The 25,797-nt window shown below is 35.1% G+C and carries 24 protein-coding genes, 1 tRNA gene and 1 riboswitch; of the genes, 19 read left to right on the top strand and 6 right to left on the bottom strand.

Going from position 1 to position 25,797, the window contains the following annotated elements; all coding sequences use genetic code 11:
• Positions 1–17: 17 nt before the first annotated feature.
• Positions 18–90 (bottom strand) — tRNA-Gly (locus CF599_RS02320).
• A gap of 346 nt (positions 91–436) precedes the next feature.
• On the opposite strand from CF599_RS02320, the gene CF599_RS02315 reads away from it, so the two are divergent.
• The 5 genes from CF599_RS02315 (at position 437) to CF599_RS02295 (ending at position 7,230) form a co-directional block, all read left to right on the top strand.
• Positions 437–805: a GbsR/MarR family transcriptional regulator gene (locus tag CF599_RS02315; RefSeq protein ID WP_254050219.1), complete on the top strand. Its 369-nt coding sequence runs from the start codon at positions 437–439 to the stop codon at positions 803–805.
• Positions 806–813: 8 nt separating this feature from the next.
• Complete coding sequence (locus CF599_RS02310; protein WP_121964427.1) at positions 814–1,968, top strand: efflux RND transporter periplasmic adaptor subunit; 1,155 nt, start codon at positions 814–816, stop codon at positions 1,966–1,968.
• Between the two features lie 3 nt (positions 1,969–1,971).
• On the top strand, positions 1,972–5,115 hold the full coding sequence (locus tag CF599_RS02305) for an efflux RND transporter permease subunit (protein ID WP_121964426.1): 3,144 nt from the start codon (positions 1,972–1,974) through the stop codon (positions 5,113–5,115).
• Position 5,116: 1 nt separating this feature from the next.
• The gene (locus CF599_RS02300; protein WP_121964425.1) at positions 5,117–6,526 is read left to right on the top strand and encodes an efflux transporter outer membrane subunit; all 1,410 of its coding nucleotides are present in this window, start codon (positions 5,117–5,119) and stop codon (positions 6,524–6,526) included.
• Positions 6,527–6,600: 74 nt separating this feature from the next.
• Positions 6,601–7,230, top strand: a complete 630-nt coding sequence (locus tag CF599_RS02295) for a polysaccharide deacetylase family protein (protein WP_121964424.1) — start codon at positions 6,601–6,603, stop codon at positions 7,228–7,230.
• On the opposite strand, the gene CF599_RS02290 is transcribed toward CF599_RS02295, so the two are convergent.
• Both CF599_RS02290 and CF599_RS02285 read right to left on the bottom strand, forming a co-directional pair.
• The gene (locus tag CF599_RS02290) at positions 7,225–7,518 is read right to left on the bottom strand and encodes a co-chaperone YbbN (RefSeq protein ID WP_121964423.1); all 294 of its coding nucleotides are present in this window, start codon (positions 7,516–7,518) and stop codon (positions 7,225–7,227) included. The genes CF599_RS02295 and CF599_RS02290 overlap by 6 nt on opposite strands.
• Positions 7,519–7,720: 202 nt before the next feature.
• A complete protein-coding gene (locus CF599_RS02285) occupies positions 7,721–8,962 on the bottom strand; it encodes a metallophosphoesterase (RefSeq protein WP_121964422.1) in 1,242 nt (413 codons plus the stop codon).
• 186 nt (positions 8,963–9,148) lie between these two features.
• Here CF599_RS02285 and polA point away from each other — a divergent pair, with 186 nt between their 5' ends.
• Positions 9,149–11,968, top strand: coding sequence for a DNA polymerase I (polA, locus tag CF599_RS02280; RefSeq protein WP_121964421.1), 2,820 nt, complete (start codon positions 9,149–9,151; stop codon positions 11,966–11,968).
• A 124-nt stretch (positions 11,969–12,092) separates the two neighbouring features.
• Here the strand turns inward: polA and CF599_RS02275 are convergent, their stop codons facing one another.
• Together CF599_RS02275 and CF599_RS02270 are read right to left on the bottom strand one after the other, a co-directional pair.
• Positions 12,093–13,493, bottom strand: coding sequence for a DKNYY domain-containing protein (locus tag CF599_RS02275; RefSeq protein ID WP_121964420.1), 1,401 nt, complete (start codon positions 13,491–13,493; stop codon positions 12,093–12,095).
• Positions 13,494–13,517: 24 nt separating this feature from the next.
• Positions 13,518–14,078: a hypothetical protein gene (locus CF599_RS02270; RefSeq protein WP_121964419.1), complete on the bottom strand. Its 561-nt coding sequence runs from the start codon at positions 14,076–14,078 to the stop codon at positions 13,518–13,520.
• A 592-nt stretch (positions 14,079–14,670) separates the two neighbouring features.
• Between CF599_RS02270 and CF599_RS02265 the strand changes: the two genes are divergently transcribed.
• Positions 14,671–15,234: a 1-acyl-sn-glycerol-3-phosphate acyltransferase gene (locus tag CF599_RS02265; RefSeq protein ID WP_121964418.1), complete on the top strand. Its 564-nt coding sequence runs from the start codon at positions 14,671–14,673 to the stop codon at positions 15,232–15,234.
• Between the two features lie 82 nt (positions 15,235–15,316).
• Here CF599_RS02265 and CF599_RS02260 read toward each other — a convergent pair whose 3' ends face one another.
• Complete coding sequence (locus CF599_RS02260; protein ID WP_121964417.1) at positions 15,317–15,706, bottom strand: immunoglobulin-like domain-containing protein; 390 nt, start codon at positions 15,704–15,706, stop codon at positions 15,317–15,319.
• Positions 15,707–16,109: 403 nt separating this feature from the next.
• Here CF599_RS02260 and rplM point away from each other — a divergent pair, with 403 nt between their 5' ends.
• The 12 genes from rplM to CF599_RS02200 all read left to right on the top strand — a co-directional run bounded on the left by rplM (position 16,110) and on the right by CF599_RS02200 (position 25,797).
• On the top strand, positions 16,110–16,565 hold the full coding sequence (gene rplM, locus CF599_RS02255) for a 50S ribosomal protein L13 (protein ID WP_121964438.1): 456 nt from the start codon (positions 16,110–16,112) through the stop codon (positions 16,563–16,565).
• Positions 16,565–16,951, top strand: coding sequence for a 30S ribosomal protein S9 (gene rpsI / locus CF599_RS02250; RefSeq protein ID WP_121964416.1), 387 nt, complete (start codon positions 16,565–16,567; stop codon positions 16,949–16,951). The genes rplM and rpsI overlap by 1 nt, the downstream gene beginning before the upstream one ends.
• 147 nt (positions 16,952–17,098) lie before the next feature.
• A complete protein-coding gene (gene rpsB / locus CF599_RS02245; RefSeq protein ID WP_121964415.1) occupies positions 17,099–17,845 on the top strand; it encodes a 30S ribosomal protein S2 in 747 nt (248 codons plus the stop codon).
• A 102-nt stretch (positions 17,846–17,947) separates the two neighbouring features.
• Positions 17,948–18,913: a translation elongation factor Ts gene (gene tsf / locus CF599_RS02240; protein WP_121964414.1), complete on the top strand. Its 966-nt coding sequence runs from the start codon at positions 17,948–17,950 to the stop codon at positions 18,911–18,913.
• Positions 18,914–19,002: 89 nt separating this feature from the next.
• A complete protein-coding gene (locus CF599_RS02235) occupies positions 19,003–20,172 on the top strand; it encodes a dicarboxylate/amino acid:cation symporter (RefSeq protein ID WP_121964413.1) in 1,170 nt (389 codons plus the stop codon).
• Positions 20,173–20,243: 71 nt separating this feature from the next.
• Entirely contained in the window at positions 20,244–20,723 is a 480-nt protein-coding gene (locus CF599_RS02230; RefSeq protein WP_121964437.1) for a methyltransferase, read from the top strand.
• Positions 20,724–20,819: 96 nt separating this feature from the next.
• A riboswitch (TPP riboswitch) is annotated at positions 20,820–20,920 on the top strand.
• Between the two features lie 64 nt (positions 20,921–20,984).
• Positions 20,985–21,191, top strand: coding sequence for a sulfur carrier protein ThiS (thiS, locus tag CF599_RS02225; RefSeq protein WP_121964412.1), 207 nt, complete (start codon positions 20,985–20,987; stop codon positions 21,189–21,191).
• 44 nt (positions 21,192–21,235) lie between these two features.
• Positions 21,236–23,050 (top strand): phosphomethylpyrimidine synthase ThiC, encoded by a 1,815-nt coding sequence (thiC, locus tag CF599_RS02220; protein WP_121964411.1) that lies wholly within the window; start codon positions 21,236–21,238, stop codon positions 23,048–23,050.
• A 12-nt stretch (positions 23,051–23,062) separates the two neighbouring features.
• Positions 23,063–23,695, top strand: a complete 633-nt coding sequence (locus tag CF599_RS02215; RefSeq protein ID WP_121964410.1) for a thiamine phosphate synthase — start codon at positions 23,063–23,065, stop codon at positions 23,693–23,695.
• Positions 23,662–24,414 carry a hydroxymethylpyrimidine/phosphomethylpyrimidine kinase gene (locus CF599_RS02210; protein WP_121964409.1) on the top strand — a complete coding sequence of 251 codons (753 nt, stop codon included), beginning with the start codon at positions 23,662–23,664 and terminating at the stop codon, positions 24,412–24,414. The genes CF599_RS02215 and CF599_RS02210 overlap by 34 nt, the downstream gene beginning before the upstream one ends.
• Positions 24,404–25,024, top strand: coding sequence for a thiamine phosphate synthase (locus tag CF599_RS02205; RefSeq protein ID WP_121964408.1), 621 nt, complete (start codon positions 24,404–24,406; stop codon positions 25,022–25,024). Before CF599_RS02210 ends, CF599_RS02205 begins: the two co-directional genes overlap by 11 nt.
• Complete coding sequence (locus CF599_RS02200; RefSeq protein WP_121964407.1) at positions 25,021–25,797, top strand: thiazole synthase; 777 nt, start codon at positions 25,021–25,023, stop codon at positions 25,795–25,797. Before CF599_RS02205 ends, CF599_RS02200 begins: the two co-directional genes overlap by 4 nt.

Raw genomic sequence — 25,797 nt, 5'->3', positions numbered from 1 at the left:
ACATCAGGTTTAAGCAGAGCGGAAGACGAGGCTCGAACTCGCGACAACCAGCTTGGAAGGCTGGAGCTCTACCAACTGAGCTACTTCCGCTTTTGTGGATGCAAATATAATGCTATTTTCAAAAGTTATGCAAGCATTCTTTAATTTTTTTAAAAACAAAATCTCACTATTTCTATTTCTATCACATTATCAAATAGATGACCATAGAATAAAAAAACAATATTTATCACTATGTAGACGCCATCTAAATAATTAAGAAACTTTTAAGTTTGTTTGGTTCGGTAATTACAAAACTAACTGTATATTTGCTTCATCAAAATTTTAATATAAAATGCAATACGACCAAGATTTAGTAGACTTATTTCAAGACTTCTGTGCACATCATGAGCTAGTTTATCAACTGTCGCCTCTCACGGCACAGATATATACTTATATCATGTTTAATAATAACAGAGATGGCGTAACTTTTGATGAGTTAGTTGAAAGACTAAATGCAAGCAAAAGTTCTGTTTCTACTAGTTTGAACTTATTAATATCAAACAATCAGATTGAGCATTTCAATAAAATAGATGAAAGAAAAAGGTTTTTTAGGTTAAACCCTAATTACATGACTTTAAGACTACAAATAATACGAGATGTATTAGAACGTGAACATGCGCTTAGCCTGAGATTAGTCAAATGTGTAGATGAAGGCACACTAAAGGCTAATAATTGCAATAAAAAAATGGAACTATATATAGACCATTTAGAGAAAGGCAAAAACCATATGTCAGAAACAATAGAAAAATTAAAAAGTACAAATTAAGTAATTATATGAAACGTTATTTACAAACGATCACTTTCGCTGCTATCGCTATCACTGTAGCATCATGTGGAAAAAAAGATCAACAACAAGGTGGACATGGACCGTTACCTTATAAGGTAGTGGAAGTTCCAACACAAAACGTAACAGGATATAAAAACTATCCTACTACTATTCAAGGAAAAGTAGCAAGTGACGTTCGTGCGAAAATATCTGGTTACATCCAAGAAGTCTACGTAGATGAAGGTGCTATCGTAAGAAAAGGGCAACCCCTATTTAGACTTGAGACTAACATGTTAAACGAAAGCGCTGATGCAGCTAAAGCAGCTATCAGAACAGCTGAGGCTCAAGTAAATGTAGCTCAAGTAAACGTTGATAAATTAGTCCCGCTTGTAACTAAAGGTATTATCAGTAAAATTCAATTAGAAACGGCTCAAGCTAACTTAGCTAGTGCTAAAAGCCAAGTAGCTGCAGCTAAAGCACAACACAAAAGCATAGTAGCGAACATAGACTATGCTATCGTTAAAAGTCCTATCGATGGTATCGTAGGAGCTATCAAATTCCGTGAAGGAACACTTGTTAGTCCTAGTGATCCACAGCCCTTAACTGTAGTGTCTGATGATAGTGACATCTATGCTTACTTTACTCTTAATGAAAAAGAGTACTTTGACTTCTTAGAAAAAATAGAAGGTAAATCATTAAAAGAAAAACTAGGTCACTTACCTACTGTTAAACTACAGTTAGCTAATGGACAAGTATATGAAGAGTCAGGAAAAATTGAAACTATCTCAGGTCAAATTAACCCAACTACTGGTACAGTTCAACTAAGAGCTTTATTTAATAATCCAAACAGATTATTATCTAACGGAAACAGTGGAACTCTTCTATTGCCTAACGAATATACTAATGTATTAGTAGTACCTGAATCAGCTACATTCGAACAACAAGGACAAGTATATGTATACACTGTCGCTAATGATACTGCTAAAGCAACTAAAATTGAAGTTATCGATAGAGTTAACAAGTTGGCTATAGTTAAAGAAGGTGTGAAGAAAGGTGAAAAAATTATTGGAACTGGATTAGGAACTCTACGTAGTGGAACACCAATTACACCAGTACCTGAGAAATTTGAAAAAATTAACGAAGACATCAAATCAACATTCTAAAGTATGTTAAAAACATTTATTGAAAGACCTGTATTATCTACAGTTATTTCTATACTTATAGTAATACTAGGGGTGCTGGGACTAACAGTACTTCCGGTAACGCAATATCCTGATATTGCACCTCCTACTGTACAGATTGCAGCAGCATATCCAGGAGCGAATGCTGAAACAGTAATGCAATCTGTGGTTATCCCAATCGAGGAGCAGGTGAATGGGGTGGAAAACATGGACTATATTACATCTACTGCATCGAATGATGGTAGTGCTAGTATACAAGTAGTTTTCAAACAAGGAGTTGACCCAGATATCGCTGCAGTAAACGTACAAAACCGTGTAGCACGTGCTACACCACTTTTACCAGCAGAGGTAACACGTTCTGGAGTTACTACTCAGAAACAACAAACAAGTGCATTAATGTTCTTGTCATTCTATTCGACAAGCCCTAACTACGATGCTATTTACATTCAAAACTACATGAATATCAACGTTATTCCTGTACTTAAACGTGTAAGTGGTGTTGGAGATGCATCTGCTTTTGGTTCTCGTAACTATTCAATGCGTATTTGGATTGATCCAGCAAAAATGAAAGCTTATGGTTTAGTACCATCTGACGTAGTTAGAGTATTAAACGAACAGAGTTTGGAAGCTGCTGCAGGTCAACTAGGTGAAAACAATGCAGAAGCATTTCAATATGTAATTAAATATAGTGGTAAATACAAAACTCAAGATCAATACGAAAATATCGTTGTAAAATCATTGGGTAATGGACAAGTACTATACTTAAAAGATGTAGCTAAAATAGAATTAGGAGCTATGTCTTATGTAGGAAGTTCAGAACAAGATGGGTACCCAGGGGTAGCAATGGCTATCTATCAGACTCCAGGTTCTAACGCTCAAGAAATTATTCAGAACTTACATACTGAACTTGAGAAAATGAAAGTTACATTCCCTGAAGGTATTGATTATACTGTACTGATGGATACTAACGAATTCTTAGATGCCTCTATTAGTAAGGTGGTTCACACTCTTATAGAAGCGTTCTTATTAGTATTCGTGGTAGTGTATATCTTCTTACAAGATTTCCGTTCAACATTAATTCCGTTGATCGCAGTACCAGTAGCAATTGTAGGTACGTTCTTCTTCTTGAGTGTATTCGGGTTCTCAATTAACTTGTTAACACTATTTGCTCTTGTACTAGCCATCGGTATTGTGGTGGATGATGCCATCGTTGTGGTAGAAGCCGTACACGCCAAAATGGAAGAAACTGGACAGGATGCTAAAGAGGCGAGTTTAAACACTATGACAGAAATATCAGGTGCGATTATCTCTATTACATTAGTAATGTCTGCAGTATTTATACCTGTTACCTTCATTCCAGGCCCTACAGGAGTATTCTACAAGCAATTTGGTATCACACTTATTGTTGCTATCTTAATTTCTGCTATTAATGCCTTGACATTGAGTCCAGCATTATGTGCCTTATTCTTAAAGCAACACGATGCAAATCACGGTGAAAAGAAAAGAAACTTTGTACAGCGTTTCTTTGATGCTTTCAACGTTGCATTTAATAACCTAACACATAAGTATGGTAACTCATTCAAGTTCTTATTAAAACACAAATGGGTAACGTTTGCTATATTAATAGCATGTTTAGGAATAACTTACTACTCTGCTAAGACTATGCCTAGTGGATTTGTTCCTAACGAAGACCGTGGTTTTATTATGGGTAACATTGAATTACCAGCTGGAGCTTCTCAAGACCGTGTAACAAGTTTACAAAAAGAGTTCTCAAAAGTAGTAAAACAAATCCCTGGAGTAGAAGGTGTAACTATCGTATCAGGATTCTCATTCATCAATGGACAGGGATCTAACTACGGTATGGCGATGATCAAATTAAAAGACTTCGCAGAAAGAACTACACCAGAATTAGCTACTGATGCTATTATCGGAAACTTATTCGGTATTGCTGCAACGCAATTCCAAGATGCTAGAATGATCTTCTTCCAACCACCAAGTATACCAGGTTTTGGTATGTCTTCAGGTTTTGAGATGAAATTACTAGATAAAACAGGGGGGGCTCTTACTGATTTTGATCAAAAATCTAAAGAATATTTAGGTGCATTAATGCAACGTCCTGAGATTATGTATGCACAGTCATCGTTTAATACAAACTATGCACAATACGAATTAGACTTAAATATCCCTAGAGCAAAAGAATCAGGAGTATTAGTAAGTGATATATTCTCTGCATTACAAGGTTATATTGGAGGTATATATGCAGCTGACTTTACACGTTTTGGTAAACAATACCGTGTTATGGTTCAAGCATTACCAGAGTATAGATCTGACAAAAATAGCTTAAATGAGATTTATGTTAGAACAGCTTCTGGAGAAATGGCGCCAGTAACTCAGTTCGTCGATTTGAAAAAAGTATATGGACCACAATCAGTAAACCGTTACAACTTATTTACTTCTTCTAATATTGCTGGAGCTCCAAAACCAGGATTCAGTTCAGGTGATGCGATTAAAGCTGTACAAGAAGTAGCTGCTCAAACGTTAAGTGCTGATTATGGAATTGACTTTACAGGTCTTTCTCGTGAAGAGATTAGTTCTGGAAACCAAACTGTAATGATCTTTGCTTTATGTATTATTTTCGTTTACTTCCTATTATCTGCACAATATGAAAGTTATTTATTGCCTTTAGCAGTAATCTTATCATTACCTACAGGTATTATGGGAGCTTTCATTGCACAGAAATATGCAGGATTAGAAAATAATATTTACTTCCAGATTGCACTGGTGATGCTGGTCGGTCTTCTTGCTAAGAATGCTATTCTTATTGTTGAGTTTGCTTTACAGAGACGTCAACATGGAGAATCAATAGCTGAGTCAGCTATAAACGGTGCTAAAGCTCGTTTAAGACCAATCTTAATGACATCTTTCGCCTTTATTTTAGGTATGATGCCATTAGTATTTGCTAAAGGTGTTGGAGATGTTGGTAACAGATCTATTGGTACAGGTGCTGCATTTGGACTATTGATTGGTACTATACTAGGAGTATTCGTAATTCCTGTACTTTATGCTATATTCCAGTACTTACAAGAAAAAATTAAACCGATTAAATTCGTAGAGCACAAGTCAGAATAATATGAAAAAACAAACTTTATATAGAGCTTTACCTATTGCCGTTTTAGCAATTACAATGCAATCTTGTATAGTTTCGAAAAACTACGAGAGACCAGAAGTAACTAACGAAGCGCAATTCCGTACTGATAAAATATCTCAGGATACTCTTTCTATGGCAGCAATGTCATGGAAAGAGCTCTTCTCAGACCAAATCCTTATTCAACATATTGAGAAAGGTTTAGAGAACAACTTAGATATCAGAATCGCATTAGAGAATATTAATGCAGCTCAAGCTTATATGCAACAAGGTAAATGGGGATATGCTCCTACATTAAACTTAGGTGCAAACTATACACACTCAGTACTATCTAAAAACGGACCTCAAGGACAAGCTTTTGGTGATACTCGAGTGAAAAATGACATGTATGATATCACAGGACAATTCTCTTGGGAATTAGATGTATGGGGCAAAATTAGAAGCGACAAAAGAGCTTCTAGTGCTAGCTTCTTACAAACTGTATCTGCACATCAAGCTGTGAAAACTCAACTTATATCAACTATTGCCTCTACGTATTTTCAATTAGTAGCGTTAGATGAACAAAAGAGAGTGACTGAACAAACAATAGTGAACAGAACAAACAGTTTAGAAACTATTGAGGCTTTAAAAGAATCAGGACAAGTAAATGAGGTAGCTGTTAAACAAACACAAGCTCAGTTATTTAATGCCAAAGCACTTTTAGTAGATCTTGAAAATAATATTAAACTTACTGAAAATGCTTTCAGTATCTTGTTAGGAGACAACCCTAATGCTATTAATAGAGCTGACCTAAAATCTCAGAAATTAAACGCTGATTTAACTGTAGGTGTACCTCTTCAATTATTAAGCAATAGACCAGATGTAAGAAGTGCTGAATATGGTTTAATCAATGCCTTCGAGATGACTAATGTTGCTCGTGCAAACTTCTATCCTTCTTTTAGATTAACAGCTAATGGAGGTTTACAGAGTTTAGACTTTGATAACTTATTCAACACAAGTTCTCTTTTTGCAAACTTCATCGGAGGTTTAACTCAACCTATTTTAAACGGTAGAAAAGTTAAAACTGCACATGAAGTAGCTAAAGCGAAACAAGAATCAGCTTTATTAAGCTATAAAAAGTCAATCTTAACTGCTTCTAAAGAAGTTTCTGATGCTTTATATACTTACCAAAGTTCTTCTGACAAGTTGAAACTTAAAAAGCAAGAATACGAAGCTTATAACCTAGCTACTGAGTATTCAGAAGAGTTATTAATCCAAGGTATGGCTAACTACCTAGATGTATTAACTGCTAGAGAAAGCGCTCTTGCTGCTGAATTAAGTTATATCAATACTGAATTAGCTCAACTTACTTCTGTTGTACAGCTTTACAGAGCTGTCGGAGGTGGTATAAAATAATTTTATAGTTAATTGTTATTCATTAAAAAAGAGTAGTTATTTAGTTAACTACTCTTTTTTTATACATTTGAGTTATGAATATATCAAGAGCCATACTTCCCCATTTATTTCCAAGATACACATGGAGACAAAAGACTAATCAAAAGACAGTTTACCTAACTTTTGACGATGGCCCTATTCCTGAAGTGACAGAATGGGTGTTAGATATTTTAAAACAATATAATGCTAAAGCAACTTTCTTTTGCATCGCAGATAATATACGTAAGTACCCCCATATATTCAACAGAATCATCAACGATGGACACCAAGTAGGCAACCATACTTTTAATCACTTAAACGGTTGGAAGAATGAGAATGAATACTATTTAAACAATATAAAATTAGCTAAAGAGGAAATGTCTAAACACTTATCACTAGATAAGCAAACATTGTTATACAGACCTCCTTATGGTAAAATAAAGAAATCACAAGCTAATAAAATACTTAATAATGGGTATGAAATTATTATGTGGTCACATCTAACGAAAGATTATGACAAGACTATAACACCAGAAGAATGTTATAAAAGAGCCATAACGAGTATGGCTCCTGGAAGTATTATTGTATTTCACGATAGTATCAAAGCTAACGTCAACTTGCGTTATGCCCTACCGAAAACTATCGAATATTTATTATCACAAGGTTATTCCCTAGATAACTTATAATGTTTTTGTGACATTGATAAGTGAGTTAGCATCCATAACACCACTTTGGCGCCATATCATACTCCCTTTTTTATAAAGCATCATAGTAGGTACCTGCTTAATACGCAGTGCCTCTACTAATTCACCATTCTTTTCTACATCGATTTTCACTATACGCAACCTATCGCCCATAGCCGCAGCCACATCGATTAAGATAGGATTCATTGTAGTACATGCTTCGTTCCACTGTGCATAGAAGTGGATTAAAACAGGAACGTCTGCTGTTACTAAATCTCCGAATTTTGACATATACTATAAATTAACTTTTTAAAACTGTTCTTATAAACCTATACTATGTACTACATAAGTTCACATCATGTATGATATTCAACTAATCCACCAAGATTATTAAACAAAGCTCTTTTGCTATAATCTACAGTTGTGATTTATAGGTTTAATATACAAAAATATTACTTTCTAGCAACATTCCGTACTTTTTTAGCATTATTCGTTACTTTTTTCTTCGTAATTCTATAACTGTAATCTCTGGCCAGATACCTGTACGGCCTTGATAAGCATGATATCCAAATCCTCTATTCACATAGATGTATTTCCCCATCTTCTCATATAGCCCTGCCCATTGCTTATATATATATTGTATAGGACTCCACTTAATTAATCCAGGTATCTCTATACCGAACTGACTACCATGTGTATGTCCAGATAAAGTAAGTTGGAAATTCTTTGGATGCTCTAATACTTTAGCTTCCCAATGTGAAGGATCATGGCTCATTAATATTTTAAAATCCTTAGCTCCTATACCTTCTGTTGATTTGTCTAAATCACCTAACTTTTGGAAGTGACCTCTCACTCCCCAGTTCTCAACTCCTACCACAGCTATGCGTTGCCCATCCTTCTCAAACCACACATGCTCATTTCTTAGTAGTCTAAAATCTAACTTAGAACTAATATCACAAATACCATTAAAATTAGCAACTCTATCTTCCTCATTATCCCAACGTGCATAATCACCATAATCATGATTACCTAAGATAGAATATTTACCATACTTATACTTGCGTATCTTACCGAATACATCATACCAAGGTATCATCTCATCTGCTAGGCTATTCACTATATCACCAGTAAATAATAATGCATCTGACTCTTGACTATTAATTAGATCTACAGCATATCTAATCTTTTCCTCATTATCAAAACTTCCACTGTGTATGTCTGATATCTGTGTAAATTTAAATCCGTCGAAAGCCTCTGGCAAGTCTTCGAATTCCAAGATTTGTTTGCGTACTTCGAATTTATATCTACCGATTGTAATTCCGTGAAGTACAGATATAAAAGGAATAGATACTACTCCAAAAGCTACAGTTGAAACAAACTTTCTTCTACTTGGCACATAGCTTTCTTTATCATCCTTCTTGATTGTAATGCCCTTCGCATAGTTAATAATCCCTCTAACAATTCTAACAATATCCTCCACAATCAACAACAGAGTGATAATAACTTTAGGTAGATAGAATAACACAACCAAGGCTCCTGCTACTAATGCCTGATGATTTTTACCATGATTACGGTCAAACTGTGAGAATCCGTAAATCATATAGGCTATACCTAATATGGATACGATAACATATCCCCATCTTAATATTTTATTTTTGGTTATCTGACGAACTGCTTGAAAACAATAAAATTCTGATAAAACAATTACTAACAGTAACACTATAAGTCCCCCCATTTCAATAATCTATAAAAAACAAATTTAGATTTTTATAAAAGCATTCAAAGTATCTTTAACAATATTTATTGATATTTTCTATAATCTCATCGTATAAAACTTGATAACCTCCCAACTCCCCTAGTACAAAATCACTATCTTTGAACATCAGAAAATAATTACCTTTAATAAAAACTCAAAGTATAAATGGCTAATAAAAACCGTCTTTTCTTACTTGATGCATATGCCCTGATCTTCAGAGGATACTATGCATTCATTAAAAACCCACGAATTAACTCTAAAGGGCTTGATACCTCTGCTATTCTAGGTTTTATGAACTCCTTGATAGACGTTATTAAAAGAGAATCACCTGATCACTTAGCTGTTGCTTTTGATAGAGGTGGTAGTACATTAAGACTAGATCTATTCCCTGAATATAAAGCTAATAGAGATGCAACTCCTGAAGCTATCAAAATAGCGATTCCTTATATCAAACAAATCCTTGAGGCTATGCATATTCCTATCGTTGAAGTTAGTGGATTTGAAGCTGATGACTTGATTGGAACATTGTCTAAACAAGCTGAGAAAGAAGGTTTCGAAGTATATATGGTAACTCCTGATAAAGATTATGCTCAGTTAGTATCTGAGAATATCTTTATGTACAGACCAGCTCGTATGGGTAATGGTATAGAAATATGGGGTGTTGATCAAGTAAAAGAAAAATTCGAAGTAGACTATCCTGAGCAAGTGATAGACTTCTTAGGTATGATGGGTGATGCTGTTGATAACATTCCTGGCCTACCAGGTGTAGGAGAGAAAACTGCAAAGAAATTTATCAAAGAATACGGTTCTATGGAAAACTTATTAGCTCATACACATGAGCTAAAAGGAAAAATGAAGGAGAACATTGAAGCCAATAAAGAGAAAGGATTGCTATCTAAAAAATTAGCTACTATCATATTAGACTGCCCTGTGCAGTTTAATGAGAAAGACTATGTATTAGAATGTCCAGATGTAGAGAAATCGGAAGCATTATTTATCGAACTTGAATTCAGAAGAATGAAAGAGCAATTCGATAAACTTTTTAATAAAGGTAAAGAAGCTATTCCTACTCCTAGTGCACCTACTGCTACTACAACAGGTGGCGATGAGCAATTCTCATTATTCGGAGATACTTCAGATAGTGTAGATTCACCATCAGAACAATACTTTAGTACATTAAATACAACTAACCACGTATACCAACTATGTAATAGTGGTATGGCTGTGCGTTTATTAATACAAAACTTACTAAATCAGAAGTCTGTATGTTTTGACACAGAGACTACTGGTCTAGATCCATTCACAGCAGAACTTGTGGGTATCGCTTTCTCATTTGAGAAAGGAAATGCATTCTATGTACCTGTACCTGAGAATCAAGAAGAAGCTAAAATATTTGTACAGCAATTCAGACCATTCTTTGAAGCAGAAAATATAGAGAAGATAGGGCAAAACCTTAAATATGATATCAAAATATTAAAACAATATGATATTCAAGTACAAGGTCCTATGTTTGATACAATGATAGCGCATTATCTAATCAATCCTGATATGCGCCATAACATGGATGTATTAGCAGAGACCTATCTTAGATATACTCCTCAACCTATAGAAGATTTAATTGGTAAAAAGGGGAAGAACCAAAAGACAATGCGTGACATTGATGTAGAACTAGTGAAAGAATATGCTGGTGAAGATGCTGACATCACGTTCCAACTTAAAGAGAACTTTGCACCTCAATTAGTCGAAACACATACACAAGAGTTATTTGACACTATTGAAATACCATTAGTAAATGTACTTGCAGATATGGAAACAGAAGGTATTCGACTTGATACTGATTACCTTAAGACCTTATCTGAGACACTATCTGTAGATATTAAATTATTAGAAGAAAGAATATTCCTTGAAGCTGGAGAGATCTTTAACCTAGCCTCTCCAAAACAATTAGGAGACATCTTATTTGAAAAACTTCAGATAGGAGGCTCTAAACCTAAGAAAACGAAGACAGGACAATACGCTACTGGTGAAGAAATATTAAGTGAACTGGCTCCAAAGCATGAGATAGTACGTGATATACTAGACTGGAGACAGATGGTCAAGTTACAGAATACTTATGTAGATGCATTACCTGATCAAGTAAATACAAAGACTAATCGCGTGCATACAGAATACATGCAGGCAGTAGCTGCTACAGGGCGTTTAAGTTCTAACAATCCTAACTTACAGAATATCCCTATCCGTACGGAGAGAGGCCGTCAGGTAAGAAAAGCTTTTATAGCACGTGATGAAAACTATGTACTACTAGCAGCCGATTATTCGCAGATAGAACTTCGCATCATAGCAGCTCTAAGTCAAGAGCCTAATATGATGGAATCGTTCCAACGTGGAGAAGATATTCACCGTTCTACTGCCGCTAAGGTATTCAATGTTCCATTAGAAGAAGTAACTAAAGAACAACGTAGTCATGCCAAGACTGTTAACTTCGGTATTATCTATGGGGTATCAGCTTTTGGACTAAGTAATCAGACTAATTTATCTCGCGCAGAGAGCAAGGAGCTAATTGATGCATACTACGAAACATATCCTAAATTAAAGAGCTATATAGCTTCTCAGGTAGACTTCGCTCGTGAAAATGGATATGTACAGACTATCTTAGGACGCAGAAGATATCTTAAGGATATTCACTCACATAATGCAGTTGTAAAAGGAGCTGCAGAGCGTAATGCTGTCAATGCTCCAATACAAGGTAGTGCTGCTGATATCATCAAGATAGCGATGATTAATATCAATAAAAGATTGAAAGCAGAGAACTGGAAGTCTAAAATGTTATTACAAGTACACGATGAGCTTGTGTTCGATGCTCATAAAGATGAACTAGAAACACTGAAGACAATGGTCAAATCAGAAATGGAAAATGCCTATAAACTTGACGTTCCATTAATAGTAGATCTAGGCACTGGTGACAACTGGCTAGAAGCACATTAATTAAATAGATATAAAACGCCCGTTAAACAAGATAGTTTAACGGGCGTTTTACTTTGTTACCACTGCATTTTCTAACCATTCCTAAAGGAATACACATCTCCTCTATTATCTCACTCCCTATCCTCTAAATATCATCTCTATCTATAATCACAGTATTATCTCTGCGCTTTTTCTCTCTAGCAGTAGAGATACTCCATTCAGTATTTTTATCTTGATATAGATTATATTCTATCTTCTTAAAGGTAGGAGCATCCGCATCTTCTAATATAGCATATCCATCTTTATGGGTAGCACGCACATTATCAGAGTCTAGATTCTTAGTTAGATAGTATACATAGTTTTTATCTTTTGCAGTGACATTATCGACAACTTCAAAGCTAGTTACATCTATTTCTAAACAAGGTCTTACTTCTTCCCAAACCAAAAAGTACACTTGATGTTTGTCCTTCGCCCATTTAGAATCTAGTAATTCAAAAGACGCTATATCGATTCCCTCTACATCTATTTCTATCAAAGGACTACTGCTATTTAACAAGTTTGTTTCAAAATAATATAGCTTATTTATATCTTTATACAACATACCCGAGCCTAAGGTTCTAAAAGTAGCCTTGTCATAATCCCCCTCTATAGGTACTAACTTATCTTTCGTAATCTTGCCCTTTGACTCATAATAGATCCCATTTTTATCACTATAAAATTCTCCTTCAAGGTAATTAAAACTAGGGTGATCTGCCCATTCTAACACTTCTCCTTTATAATATACATGAATTGAATCCTTTAAAACAGATGTGCTTAATATCTTACATGAGTCGGGAATCACACCTGCCAATTCCTTATCTCCGTAATACATCTTCCCCTCTTTTGGGGCATAAGTATTAAATGGATTAATAATAAATGGAACAAACACCACTAAATTTAAAACTACAAATGCTATTCCTAACGACATAAAGAGCGTACGTCGGAGATTACCTTCCTTACTTCTCACAATATCTAACATAGATATATTAGCTGATGACTGTATAGCATCATTATTGATATATTCTACCCAAGTCTGTCCTAAACTACCTTGTTTATCAGCTGTACTATAATTGTGATATTTCCTTAATTCATCTATAAATAACTCTACTTGCTCTACATCTATCGTTTCTAACCGTAAGGCAGACACGGTACTACCAACAATAAAGACAGATAATACAGCCTCACCACTATTCAGTTTTTCTCTTTTTATCATCAAAACAGAAGAGTGCAAAATCTTGATTGATTGTCCTTTTACTACCGTTTTAATATAACTTTCGTCTATAACCACTGATATTTTCTCAAGACATTTACTCTTTACGAAAAAGATACCAATTAACACCAAAATAATCATACCTATATAAACATACATCATAAATGAGCCTCTATCAAATGCCTGAACAATTTTTGGCAAATTAAAAATACCCAAAACAACTATGATTACTAAGTATACACTCAACAGAAGAGTGCTCTTTTTTTGATCTAACCAATTAAACTTTAATGTTGTCATCTTCTAAAAATAAATATTTTCTAACTATTCAAATAACTCAGGATTAAACACTCCTGCAGTAGTAGAAGTGCATATATCACTAACTTTACCCTCATTACTTAATTGTTCTACTTTTTTTCTACTAAATATCGTTACTTCCTCACTATAATTCTTAGGTTCATCGATAAGTGAAACCTTCCCTTGTTTTACTGCTTTCATATTTTGCCTAACATATAAAGTATCCCCTGAAGTATCAGTAACATACATACAGGTCTTATTCCCATTATCTAGCTCATAGAAGATAATCTTTCCAGTAGACACATTGCTGATATCTTCTAATCTTCTGTCACTTGATTCGAACTGACCTATAATCATCAGTATGAAACTAATCAATGCTAATAGTCCCATCATACCAGACCCTATAAAACTAGTCCATCTAAACGGTGTTTTCTCAGCTTCACGAAGTATCCCACTTGGTATACTAGGAAAACCATCAGGATAATATGATGAATTACAAACAGAACAACTCACTACAACACTTTTCTTATTGGCATACAGAGGAACATACATCGCGTGATGCACTCTACACCCAACTTCTATATACATGTCCCTAGCAGTGCTACATTCAAGACACACATAATGTCTCTTCAGGAAAATCTTTCTTATAATTTGATAATAATATCCACTAAAAAACATACCTCTTTCCTTTTAAAAAAACTTAATAACACAAAAATAAGTATTGTAAAAATAAACAATTTTGTTAAAAAATAATAAATAAACAAGAAGTACTGAATAAGATAAAAAAAACAAGAATAAAACAATAAAAACACTTTAATTAAACGAAACAAACACCCTAAACTATAAGCTAAGACTCAATGATAGGATAGTAATGGGATAATGATAGCATAGTGATCGCATTAAAATGGGGCAAAACTATGTGACCATTATGCGACCACTCTAATTTTTTTGCCTATTCACCTAAGAAACTAAACATTACGACTAACCTAAAATTCTAATTATAATACCTTACAAGACTCATTAAACTCATAGAAAGAGAAGTCTTGCAAATCATACAAATGCTAGTTTAGCAACTAAAAATCTATAATTCACACACTATTAACAAGGTGCGTACTTGGATTTAATACAGAACATATCTGTTTTATTCTATCTTTGTCACTGATATATAAAAAACAGCACGATGAAAAAAGTACTAGGCAAAATAATGTTAGGGCTTACAGGATGGAAGTACGTTCCTAATAACTTTGATCCTAAACAAGTAAGAAAGACTATGCTAATATGTGTACCACATACTTCTAATTGGGATTTTTACTATGCTCTAGCTTGTTTTTGGATAATGGGTATGCCTATTCGCATGTTTATTAAGGACTACTATACTAAAGGATTATTTGGTTTTTTCTTTAGAGCTATTGGCTGTATAGGTGTAGACCGATCTAAAAGTCAAAATCTAGTAGAATATGCTGTTAATGTAATCAATAATACTGACGACATTGCTATTATTAATACCCCTGAGGGTACTAGAGGATACTCTGATAAATGGAAACAAGGCTTTTATCACATCGCTAAATCTGCAAATGTACCTATCGTACTAGCATATGCAGATTACAAAAAGAAAGCGTGTGGTATCATCAAACTAGTGAATGTAGAAGACAAAACATTTGAACAAGTACTAGATGAAATAGCACCTCATTACAGTCCAGAGATGGCTAAGTTCCCTGAGAACTTCAACCCAAAATTATACTAGAAACAAATTTATATTAAAGAGGATGACTGTGAAAGTCATCCTCTTTTTCTATCTATCTACTCAACAAACGCTCTACATTATACTACTCTAAAATAGTAACCTCTACCTCCTGTTCAAAAGTTCCCCACTCAAAACTAAAAAACAGTTGAATGCGGTAGGTGCCTTTAGAATAAACCAATTGTTCAGAAAAAAGGTCAATAGAAATTCTCTCTCTACCGCCTGCGGAAATAGAATGCGAACGTTGAGCAAGATTTACATTCCTCATATCCAATTTAATCCAGTCATCAGACTCCAATTTACTTATCTCATAAACTGATTCTGTTGTAATATCAACATCTGAATCATTAAGAATCAAAACATCTAAAGTACTAGGAGCTGACTCATAAGTCTCTTTATCGATATGAATAGAGACATTCTTAAGCACATCGTCCATCTCTATAAAAGCGACATCAGGTAGTCTAAGATAAAACATTTCCTCTTCTTCACTAACCTCCTCCTTCTTGTTCTAGCAAGATATCCTCTACAGCAGCGCTTTGCTTATCATTACAAGCAATACCAGCCACAGCAAGGAAAATAAGTCCAAAAAAACTATACAATCTATTCATAATACAATCGCAATTATAATCTAAATTACTCAATTCGTGTCAGTTATTAGTTTTTTATTTTAAAAAAAAGTAAATTAGTCATCTTTAGAAATGAGAAATAAAAAAGACAACAAACAAGAGAGGTAAAGAATACCGATACGTTTGTTAGTCAAACATTTGAGAGCCAATATTTTCGAAAAAAGGAAGTAGAAATTTGTAAAGTACAGAAATAATTGTACTTTTGCACTCCCTTAATTGGGAATGGAATGTTTAATTAAATACAAATTTATTGTGGAAAGTTTAAGCTACAAGACAGTATCGGCTAACAAAGCTACTGCTCAAAAAGAGTGGTTAATTGTTGACGCTGAAGGTCAAAATTTGGGACGTCTTGCTTCAAAAGTTGCAGTACTTTTAAGAGGTAAACACAAAACAAATTACACACCGCACGTAGACTGTGGAGACAACGTAATCGTTATCAACGCAGAAAAAATCAACCTAACTGGTAACAAACTAGAGGAAAAGACGTATATCCGTCACACTGGTTACCCAGGAGGTCAAAGATCATTAACTGCTAAAGTAATGCAACAAAAGAACCCTGCATTATTAGTTGAGAAAGCAGTAAAAGGAATGTTGCCTAAAAACAAATTAGGAGCACAATTATTCCGTAATTTAAATGTTAATGTGGGCGCTGAGCACAAACATGAGGCTCAACAACCTAAAGCCGTTAATTTAAACGAAATTAAGTAATGGGAGTTATTCACAAAATCGGTAGAAGAAAAACCGCTGTTGCTCGTGTTTATGTTTCAGAAGGAACAGGAAATATCACAGTTAACAAAAAAGATTTTAAAATTTATTTCCCAACGGGTACATTACAGTACAAAGTATTACAGCCTCTTACATTAACTGAGAACGCTGAGAACTTTGATATTAAAGTAAATGTATACGGTGGTGGAACAACAGGACAAGCAGAAGCAGTGCGTATGGCTATCGCTAGAGCAATGTGTGAACTTGATGTTGAGAACAGAGGTGTTCTTAAACCAGAAGGATTATTGACTCGTGACCCTCGTATGGTTGAGCGTAAGAAATTTGGTCAGAAGAAAGCTCGTAAGAGATTCCAATTCTCTAAACGTTAATATTTATTTATTATTAAAAATCTGGGTTTTTGTTGCCCCACTTACAAAATGCTGTAAGAGGTAGTTTAGCATCTAAATAATTGAGACCAATACTTCGGTATCGCTACTCGACTATTGCTAAAGTAACAGAACGTAAACTATTAGAAAATGGCAAACAAAGTAGAAGTAAAAGATTTACTAGAAGCAGGTGTTCATTTTGGACACATGACTAGAAAATGGGATCCAAATATGGCTCCTTATATCTATATGGAGCGTAATGGTATTCACATTATCAATCTATATAAAACTGCAGCTAAAATAGAAGAAGCTAATGAAGCTTTGAAAAAGATCGCTGCATCAGGAAGAAAAATCCTTTTCGTTGCAACTAAAAAGCAAGCGAAAGACATCGTAGCTGAAAAAGCAGCTGCAGCTAACATGCCATACATCACTGAAAGATGGCCTGGTGGTATGTTAACAAACTTCGTTACTATTCGTAAAGCTGTTAAAAAAATGGCTTCAATCGATAGAATGAAAAAAGACGGTACATTTATGACTCTTTCTAAGAAAGAGCGTTTACAAGTTGAACGTCTTCGTGCAAAATTAGAGAAAAACTTAGGTTCTATTGCTGACATGACTCGTCTACCAGCAGCTCTATTTGTAGTAGATATTAAAGCTGAACACATTGCGATAAAAGAAGCTCAAAAATTAAACATTCCGATCTTCGCTATGGTTGATACAAACTCTGACCCACGTCAAGTTGATTTTGTTATACCAGCAAACGATGATGCTTCTAAATCAATCGATAGAATTTTATCATTAGTGACTTCTGCTATTATCGAAGGTAATGCAGAAAGAAAGTCTGAAAAAGAAGAAGTTCCTGCTGCTAAAGTAGAAGCTCCTGCTGCTAACGCATAATTTTTTAACAATATCATAAAGTCGTTATGCTGATAGTTGTCTACATTTGTATACACTGTCGATAACGACTTTTTTTTATTAACTCATTAATACTCTTTTAAAATGGCAAATATTACTGCTGCAGAAGTAAATAAACTAAGACAACAAACAGGTGCCGGAATGATGGACTGTAAAAAAGCTTTAGTTGAAGCTGAAGGAGATTTCGATAAAGCTATCGAAGTTCTACGTAAAAAAGGACAAAAAGTTGCTGCTAACCGTTCTGACCGTGAGTCAAGCGAAGGGGCTGCTGTAGCTTTAGTTAATGCAGACAAAACTAGAGGTGTAGTTCTTACTTTAAACTGTGAGACTGACTTCGTAGGTAAAAACGAAGGGTTCCAAACTTTAGCAAAAGAATTAGCTGAGAAAGCTATCAACTTTAACACTAAAGAAGAATTCTTAGCTTCTCCATTTGATGCTACAATGACTGTTGCTGAAAAATGTATTGAGCAAACTGGTGTTATCGGTGAGAAAATCGAAATCGGAGCTTTCGAAGTATTAGAAGGTGCTTTTATCGGTTCTTACGTTCACGGAAACAAGATTGCTGCTATCACTGCTTTATCAGAAGCTGTAGCTAAAGCTGACGAAATCGCTAAAGACGTTTCTATGCAAGTTGCTTCTATGGGTGCTGATACTCTATCTTACAAAGATTTTGATGCAGAATTCGTAGCTAAAGAAACTGAAGCTCGTATCGCTGTTATCGTTAAAGAAAATGAAGAGTTAGTACGTTTAGGTAAAACACTTAAAAATGTACCTCAATATATTTCTTACGCTCAACTTACTGAAGAAGTATTAAAACAAGCGGAAGAAGATGCTAAAGCTGAATTAAAAGCTGAAGGTAAACCAGAAAATATTTGGGACAGAATTTTACCTGGTAAAGTTCAACGTTTCATCAGTGACAACACTACTTTAGATCAAGAAAAAGCTTTATTAGACCAAAACTTTATTAAAGATGAGTCTAAAAAAGTTTCTGACTATGTGAAAGGTTTCAATGTTGAAATCACTGGATTCAAAAGAGCTTCTTTAGGTTAATCATTTAACTTATTAAGAATATAATTAAAAGCCTCAGTTCATTCTGAGGCTTTTTTTATTACTTTTACCCAAACGCAACTAATTTTATTATGAAATTCTTAAAGAAAAATCTGTTAGTTCAGATTATTATTGCTATCGCATTAGGTAGTGTGTTAGGTAATTATCTACCTGAATCAATTGGTAGAATCTTCAGCACTTTTAACAGTGTATTCGGAGGCTTCTTAGGCTTTGCTATTCCTCTTATCATCATAGGACTTATCGTTCCTGCAATTGGTAACATCGGTAAAAATGCAGGTAAACTACTTCTGATTACCACAGCTATTGCATATGGTTCTACCCTATTTGCTGGTTTTATTTCTTATGGAGTCAGTATGGCAACTTTTCCAAATATCTTAGCAACAGAACAGTTAGGAAATATAACAGAGTCTACTAAGAGTTTAACTCCCTACTTTAATATAGAAATGCCTCCCATGTTTGACGTAATGAGTTCTTTAATCCTTTCATTTATGTTAGGTATAGGAATATCAAAAGGCGATTTTAAGTACTTAGAAGGTGTTTTTAACAACTTTCAAGATATTATTATGTCTGTGATCAATAAAGCAATCATTCCTTTCTTACCACTCTTTATATTCGGTATCTTTTTAAACATGACATATAATGGTCAGGTATTCATTGTACTTGATACATTTCTGAAAATAATAGGGGTAATATTTATTCTCCACATCTTCGTATTAATATTCCAATATGTAATAGCTGGAACAATGAGTAAACAAAACCCATTTAAACTAATGAAAAATATGCTACCTGCATATTTCACAGCATTAGGAACCCAGTCATCAGCGGCAACAATACCTGTGACCTTAGAGCATACTCTCAAGAATGGTGTAGACCCAAAAATAGCAGGATTCGCAATACCTTTATGTGCAACTATTCACTTAGCAGGTAGTACGCTTAAGATAGTTGCTTGTTCTATTGCCTTAATGCTAGTCCAAGGACAAAATGTAGATTTTACATTAATGGTAGGGTTTATTTTTATGTTAGGAATAGCAATGGTAGCTGCACCAGGAGTACCAGGTGGTGCGATTATGGCTTCTTTAGGAGTTTTAAGTTCAATCCTTGGTTTTGACACAGAACAACAAAGTTTAATGATTGCGTTATATATTGCTATGGACAGTTTCGGTACAGCTTGTAACGTAATGGGAGATGGTGCTATCGCAATTATAGTTAATAAAATATCAAATAAGCCAGTTGCTGCTTAAATACAAAGCATTAACTTATTAAGAATACTATGTACGAAAAAACATATCCGAGTAAAAGATTCCGCAAGACAATAGAGTTTGTCAATAAACATATCCCTAAACAATCAACGATACTAGATCTAGGAGTCATAAATCCACTCACTAAGATAATGCAAGAAGATGGATATCATGTTTCTAATACCTCAGGTGAAGATCTAGACGAAGATCAAAGTGTACTTTTAAATACAGACTATGATGTATTAACAGCCTTTGAGATTGTAGAACATTTACTAAACCCGTACACAGTATTAAAATCTTGTAAAGCTTCTAAAATAATGATTTCTGTTCCATTACGACTGTGGTTTAGTACTGCCTACAGAAGTAAAACAGATATGTTAGACAGGCATTATCACGAATTTGAAGCTTGGCAATTAGACTGGCTTGTAGAAAAAGCAGGATATAAAATCTTAGATAGAGATATGTGGACACACCCTATCAAAAAATTAGGGATACGCCCTATCTTTAGATGGTTTACCCCTAGATATTATATCATCTACGCTGAAAAAATATAAATAGAGAAACGCTGAGGAATTACCTCAGCGTTTTTTTATTATGCAAGGTTAAATCCACACCTAATTTGCACAGTTCAAAAAAAGACCTATATTTGCTTCAAGCTTTAGGGGTGTCTACATATACATTGTAGGCTGAGACTTCACCCTTGGAACCTGATCTAGTTAATACTAGCGTAGGGAAAAGTAAGATGACTTCATTAGATAGGTACATACGTACCCTATTGTAGCCATTCCTAAAGTTATATATCAAAACGAAAAGGAATGGAACTAAAAATCAACAATCAACAAGTACTATTTGACACGGATACATTAAGTATTCAGGCTATGTTGGATATTTATCATCCACATAAGCAAAAAGGGATAGCAGTAGCAATAAACCAAACTGTTATAGCTAAAACCCAATGGTCTACTCATCACTTATCTACTAGTGATGATATCTTAATTATCACAGCTACTCAAGGTGGTTGATTCCATTCGTTAAAAGAACTAATAACACTTAAAACTAAAAGACAATGGAACAACACAGTATTTCACAAACCCCTTTCCCTAACTCAAAAAAAGTATATATCAAAGGGGATATTTTTCCGATAGAAGTAGCGATGAGAGAAATAGCTCTTAGCAACACTAAACTATCTAATGGTGGTATAGAAGAGAACCCACCTGTAACAGTATATGACACATCAGGGCCATATACAGATCCTAATATCACTATAGATATACGCAAAGGTATTCCACGCCTACGTGAAGCATGGATACTAGATAGAAAAGATGTAAGCACACTATCTTCTATTACCTCTGAATATGGCAAAGCAAGATTAGCAGATGAAAAACTAGATCACTTACGCTTTGAGTTTAGACATAACCCAAAGGTTGCTAATAATGGAGCTAATGTTACTCAACTACATTATGCTAAAAAAGGTATCATAACTCCTGAAATGGAATACGTAGCCATCAGAGAAAACCAAAGAATAGAACAGTTAAACAAGGCTACCTCAGCAATGACGCAACAACATCAAGGCAATAGCTTTGGTGCCAATACACCTAAGAACTTCATCACACCAGAATTCGTTAGAGAAGAGATAGCTAGTGGACGTGCAATTATCCCTAATAATATCAACCATCCAGAAAGCGAACCAATGATTATAGGTCGTAACTTCTTAGTGAAGATCAACGCTAACATCGGAAATAGTGCTGTGACCTCATCGATAGAAGAAGAAGTAGAAAAAGCGGTATGGGCATGTCGCTGGGGAGCTGATACGATTATGGACTTATCAACAGGTAAGAATATTCACGAGACAAGAGAGTGGATTATACGCAACTCTCCAGTACCTATCGGAACAGTACCTATCTACCAAGCCTTAGAAAAAGTAAAAGGAATAGCTGAAGATTTGACATGGGAGATCTTTAGAGATACACTGATTGAGCAAGCAGAACAGGGAGTATCATACTTTACCATTCACGCAGGAGTACTACTGCGCTATATACACTTAACTGCTAATAGAGTAACGGGTATCGTATCTCGTGGAGGCTCTATTATGGCTAAGTGGTGTCTATTCCATCACAAAGAAAACTTCTTATATACTCACTTTGAAGAGATCTGTGAGATTATGAAACAATACGATATAGCATTCTCTTTAGGTGATGGACTAAGACCTGGTTCTATTGCAGATGCAAATGATGCAGCTCAATTTGCAGAGTTAGAAACACTAGGTGAACTAACTAAAATCGCGTGGAAACACGATGTACAAGTCATGATAGAAGGCCCTGGGCATGTACCGATGCACATGATTAAAGAGAATATGGAAAAGCAACTTCGCGACTGTGGAGAAGCACCTTTCTATACTTTAGGCCCTTTGACTACAGATATAGCACCAGGTTATGATCATATCACTTCTGCCATAGGTGCAGCTATGATAGGATGGTACGGAACGGCTATGCTATGTTACGTAACCCCAAAAGAACACTTAGGCCTACCTAACAAAAAAGACGTGAAGGATGGAGTGATTACCTATAAACTAGCTGCTCATGCAGCTGACTTAGCGAAAGGACACCCTGGAGCACAATACAGAGATAATGCACTGAGTAAAGCCCGCTTTGAATTTAGATGGGAAGATCAATTCAACTTATCACTAGATCCTGATACAGCAAGAGAGTTTCACGATGAAACATTACCTGCTGATGGTGCTAAAGTAGCTCACTTCTGTTCTATGTGTGGACCTAAATTCTGTTCTATGAAAATATCACAAGAAATTAGGGACTCTGCAGAACAAGGAATGCGCGAGAAGTCAGAAGAGTTTATAGAATTAGGAAAAGAAATATACCTGTAAAAGATAACAGAGATGGTAGTCATAACCTATCCAACTCCTATAGAAAATGAGACAAGTCTTATCAACAAAATGTTTGAGAAAGGCTTGCCTCTACTTCATGTTCGCAAACCAGATATGCCCTTTGAAGAGCTAGTAAAATGGGTGAATAATATCGACAATTACTATCATCAGTACTTAGTTATACACATACCAACAATAGTTATCAACAATAATAAACACTGTTTTGAACAATATAAGCTACTTATCAACAAGATAAACAGTACTTATATACACTTATCAACAACCGATTGTTTACATGTTAATAACTATAATATAGAACTACCTAAGTTATCAACATCTGTTCACTGTATAAGTGAAGTTAATAAGTTATCAACAAGTATAGACAGAGCATTCATAAGTCCCATCTATCCTAGTATATCTAAGAAAGGTTACACTTCAGATGTAGATTGGACAAAAGAATTAGAGCAAAGAACCAACAACAGAGTAACCTTAGTTGCCCTTGGAGGAATTACTCCTTTTCACATCGAATCTATTCATTCAATGTGGTTTGATGATTATGCCTTATTAGGAACAATATGGGAAGCTAAGCAACCATTAAAACAATTTGAATTATGTCAACATTACGACCGATTGCATTGGCAATAGCTGGCTTTGACCCTACTAGTGGTGCTGGGGTTATGGCAGACATCAAAACATTTGAACATCATCAAGTATACCCGATGGCGGTATTATCTGCTAATACGATACAGACGGAGGATAACTTTATTCATGTAAGATGGGAAGAAGAATACAGTATGCGTCAATTAGTTACGATACTTGAGAATTACTGTATCGCAGCTGTAAAAATAGGTATTGTCAAAGATCTAGACACATTGAAGCTATACACAGATACAATTAAAGGTTTATCTCCAATGACAAAAGTAATTTGGGATCCTGTATTGCGTTCATCTAGTGGTTTTGACTTCCAGACTCTACAGCTAGCAGATTCTTTAACCTCTGTATTACAACAGATAGATCTTATCACGCCCAACTACCTAGAGATACATCAACTACTTACGACTTATGACGATGCACTTCAAAAAGCACAAACCTTGAGTCAATACTGTGATGTATTACTAAAAGGAGGGCATAATCCTAATGCATTGGGCTTTGACTACTATGTAAGTAAAGAGGTGATACAAACTATACCTCCTACTCAACTATCAGATTATCCTAAACACGGTTCTGGCTGTGTATTATCTTCTGCTATAACAGCAAATATTGCTAGAGGGTATAACACATTGACAGCGATTCAAAAGGCAAAAGCCTACATAGAAACATTCTTCAACTCTAACCATACATTACTCGGATATCATGCTAAATAAGATACAATACATCAGTCATGGAGATACTCCACAAGAACAGCTATATCATATAGAAGCTGTATTAGGAGCAGGACAACAGTGGATACAATATCGCTTCAAGAATACCACGAATACCACCCTGTGGCAAACAGCAGAACTGGTCAAAAAACTATGTGAACAATATCAAGCTACTCTTATCATTAATGATCATGTGGACTTAGCTAAAGCCATAGAGGCTGATGGTGTCCACTTAGGACTTACTGACCTAAGTATCACACAAGCCAAAGCTTATTTGCCCAACAAGATTATAGGTGGTACAGCTAATACGATAGAGGATATTAAACTTAGACACACTGAAGGTTGTGATTACATCGGTCTAGGCCCATATCGATTTACTACAACTAAACAAAAGCTAAGTCCTATACTTGGAATAGCAGGTTATCAACAGTTATTAAAACAGATGCAACGACTTACTATCAACATTCCTGTTGTTGCTATAGGTGGTATACAACTAGAAGATGTAGAAAATTTAAAACAAACTGGGCTACATGGCATAGCCATATCTAGTTTACTCCAAAATAGCACAGATAAAAGAACATTACTAAAACAACTAAACAATATACTCAAATGAATACACAACCACTTACAATAGCTGATAAGACCTTTCAGTCACGTTTATTCTTAGGAACGGGTAAATACGGTTCTAACACAGATATGGAAATAGCGACATTAGCATCCGAAAGCGAATTAGTAACAGTAGCATTAAAGCGAATAGATACTACCACAGACACAGATGTTATACTCACTCATCTACAGTACCCACATATCCACCTATTACCAAATACTTCAGGAGCAAGAAATGCTAAAGAAGCTGTCTTCGCTGCACAGCTAGCTAGAGAAGCACTCGAGACCAATTGGCTTAAACTAGAAATACACCCAGACCCAAAATACCTCCTTCCCGATCCTATCGAAACCCTAAAAGCTACAGAAGAATTAGCTAAACTAGGGTTTGTTGTCTTGCCATACATTCACGCAGACCCTGTATTGTGCAAGCGACTAGAAGAAGTAGGTACAGCAGCTGTTATGCCTTTAGGAGCGCCTATTGGCACCAATAAAGGGTTAAAGACAATGGACTTCTTAGAAATTATCATTGAGAATAGTAAAGTTCCTGTTATTGTTGATGCTGGTATTGGAGCTCCTTCTGATGCAGCTAAAGCTATGGAGATAGGTGCTGATGCAGTACTTGTTAATACTGCCATAGCAATAGCAGGTAACCCTGAACAAATGGCAACTGCTTTTAAACTTGCCGTGCAAGCTGGTCGTCTAGCTTATGAAGCTAAGCTAGCTACTGTAGTAAATCACGCTCAAGCTTCTAGTCCACTAACCGCATTTCTAACAGAGTAA

The sequence above is a fragment of the Myroides sp. N17-2 genome (assembly GCF_002286775.1).
Lineage (GTDB): Bacteria > Bacteroidota > Bacteroidia > Flavobacteriales > Flavobacteriaceae > Flavobacterium.
This window is presented reverse-complemented; position numbering and strand designations above follow the sequence as displayed.

Coding starts and splice junctions, on each gene's coding strand:
- CF599_RS02275 (WP_121964420.1), bottom strand. CDS start 13,493: ATGACAACATTAAAGTTTAATTGGTTAGATCAAAAAAAGAGCACTCTT.
- CF599_RS02290 (WP_121964423.1), bottom strand. CDS start 7,518: ATGTCAAAATTCGGAGATTTAGTAACAGCAGACGTTCCTGTTTTAATC.
- thiC (WP_121964411.1), top strand. CDS start 21,236: ATGGAACAACACAGTATTTCACAAACCCCTTTCCCTAACTCAAAAAAA.
- CF599_RS02260 (WP_121964417.1), bottom strand. CDS start 15,706: ATGTTTTATCTTAGACTACCTGATGTCGCTTTTATAGAGATGGACGAT.
- CF599_RS02310 (WP_121964427.1), top strand. CDS start 814: ATGAAACGTTATTTACAAACGATCACTTTCGCTGCTATCGCTATCACT.
- CF599_RS02295 (WP_121964424.1), top strand. CDS start 6,601: ATGAATATATCAAGAGCCATACTTCCCCATTTATTTCCAAGATACACA.
- thiS (WP_121964412.1), top strand. CDS start 20,985: ATGGAACTAAAAATCAACAATCAACAAGTACTATTTGACACGGATACA.
- CF599_RS02200 (WP_121964407.1), top strand. CDS start 25,021: ATGAATACACAACCACTTACAATAGCTGATAAGACCTTTCAGTCACGT.
- CF599_RS02270 (WP_121964419.1), bottom strand. CDS start 14,078: ATGTATATAGAAGTTGGGTGTAGAGTGCATCACGCGATGTATGTTCCT.
- tsf (WP_121964414.1), top strand. CDS start 17,948: ATGGCAAATATTACTGCTGCAGAAGTAAATAAACTAAGACAACAAACA.
- rpsB (WP_121964415.1), top strand. CDS start 17,099: ATGGCAAACAAAGTAGAAGTAAAAGATTTACTAGAAGCAGGTGTTCAT.
- CF599_RS02235 (WP_121964413.1), top strand. CDS start 19,003: ATGAAATTCTTAAAGAAAAATCTGTTAGTTCAGATTATTATTGCTATC.
- CF599_RS02315 (WP_254050219.1), top strand. CDS start 437: ATGTTTAATAATAACAGAGATGGCGTAACTTTTGATGAGTTAGTTGAA.
- CF599_RS02300 (WP_121964425.1), top strand. CDS start 5,117: ATGAAAAAACAAACTTTATATAGAGCTTTACCTATTGCCGTTTTAGCA.
- polA (WP_121964421.1), top strand. CDS start 9,149: ATGGCTAATAAAAACCGTCTTTTCTTACTTGATGCATATGCCCTGATC.
- CF599_RS02205 (WP_121964408.1), top strand. CDS start 24,404: ATGCTAAATAAGATACAATACATCAGTCATGGAGATACTCCACAAGAA.
- CF599_RS02210 (WP_121964409.1), top strand. CDS start 23,662: ATGTCAACATTACGACCGATTGCATTGGCAATAGCTGGCTTTGACCCT.
- CF599_RS02305 (WP_121964426.1), top strand. CDS start 1,972: ATGTTAAAAACATTTATTGAAAGACCTGTATTATCTACAGTTATTTCT.
- CF599_RS02215 (WP_121964410.1), top strand. CDS start 23,063: ATGGTAGTCATAACCTATCCAACTCCTATAGAAAATGAGACAAGTCTT.
- rpsI (WP_121964416.1), top strand. CDS start 16,565: ATGGGAGTTATTCACAAAATCGGTAGAAGAAAAACCGCTGTTGCTCGT.
- CF599_RS02265 (WP_121964418.1), top strand. CDS start 14,671: ATGAAAAAAGTACTAGGCAAAATAATGTTAGGGCTTACAGGATGGAAG.
- CF599_RS02285 (WP_121964422.1), bottom strand. CDS start 8,962: ATGGGGGGACTTATAGTGTTACTGTTAGTAATTGTTTTATCAGAATTT.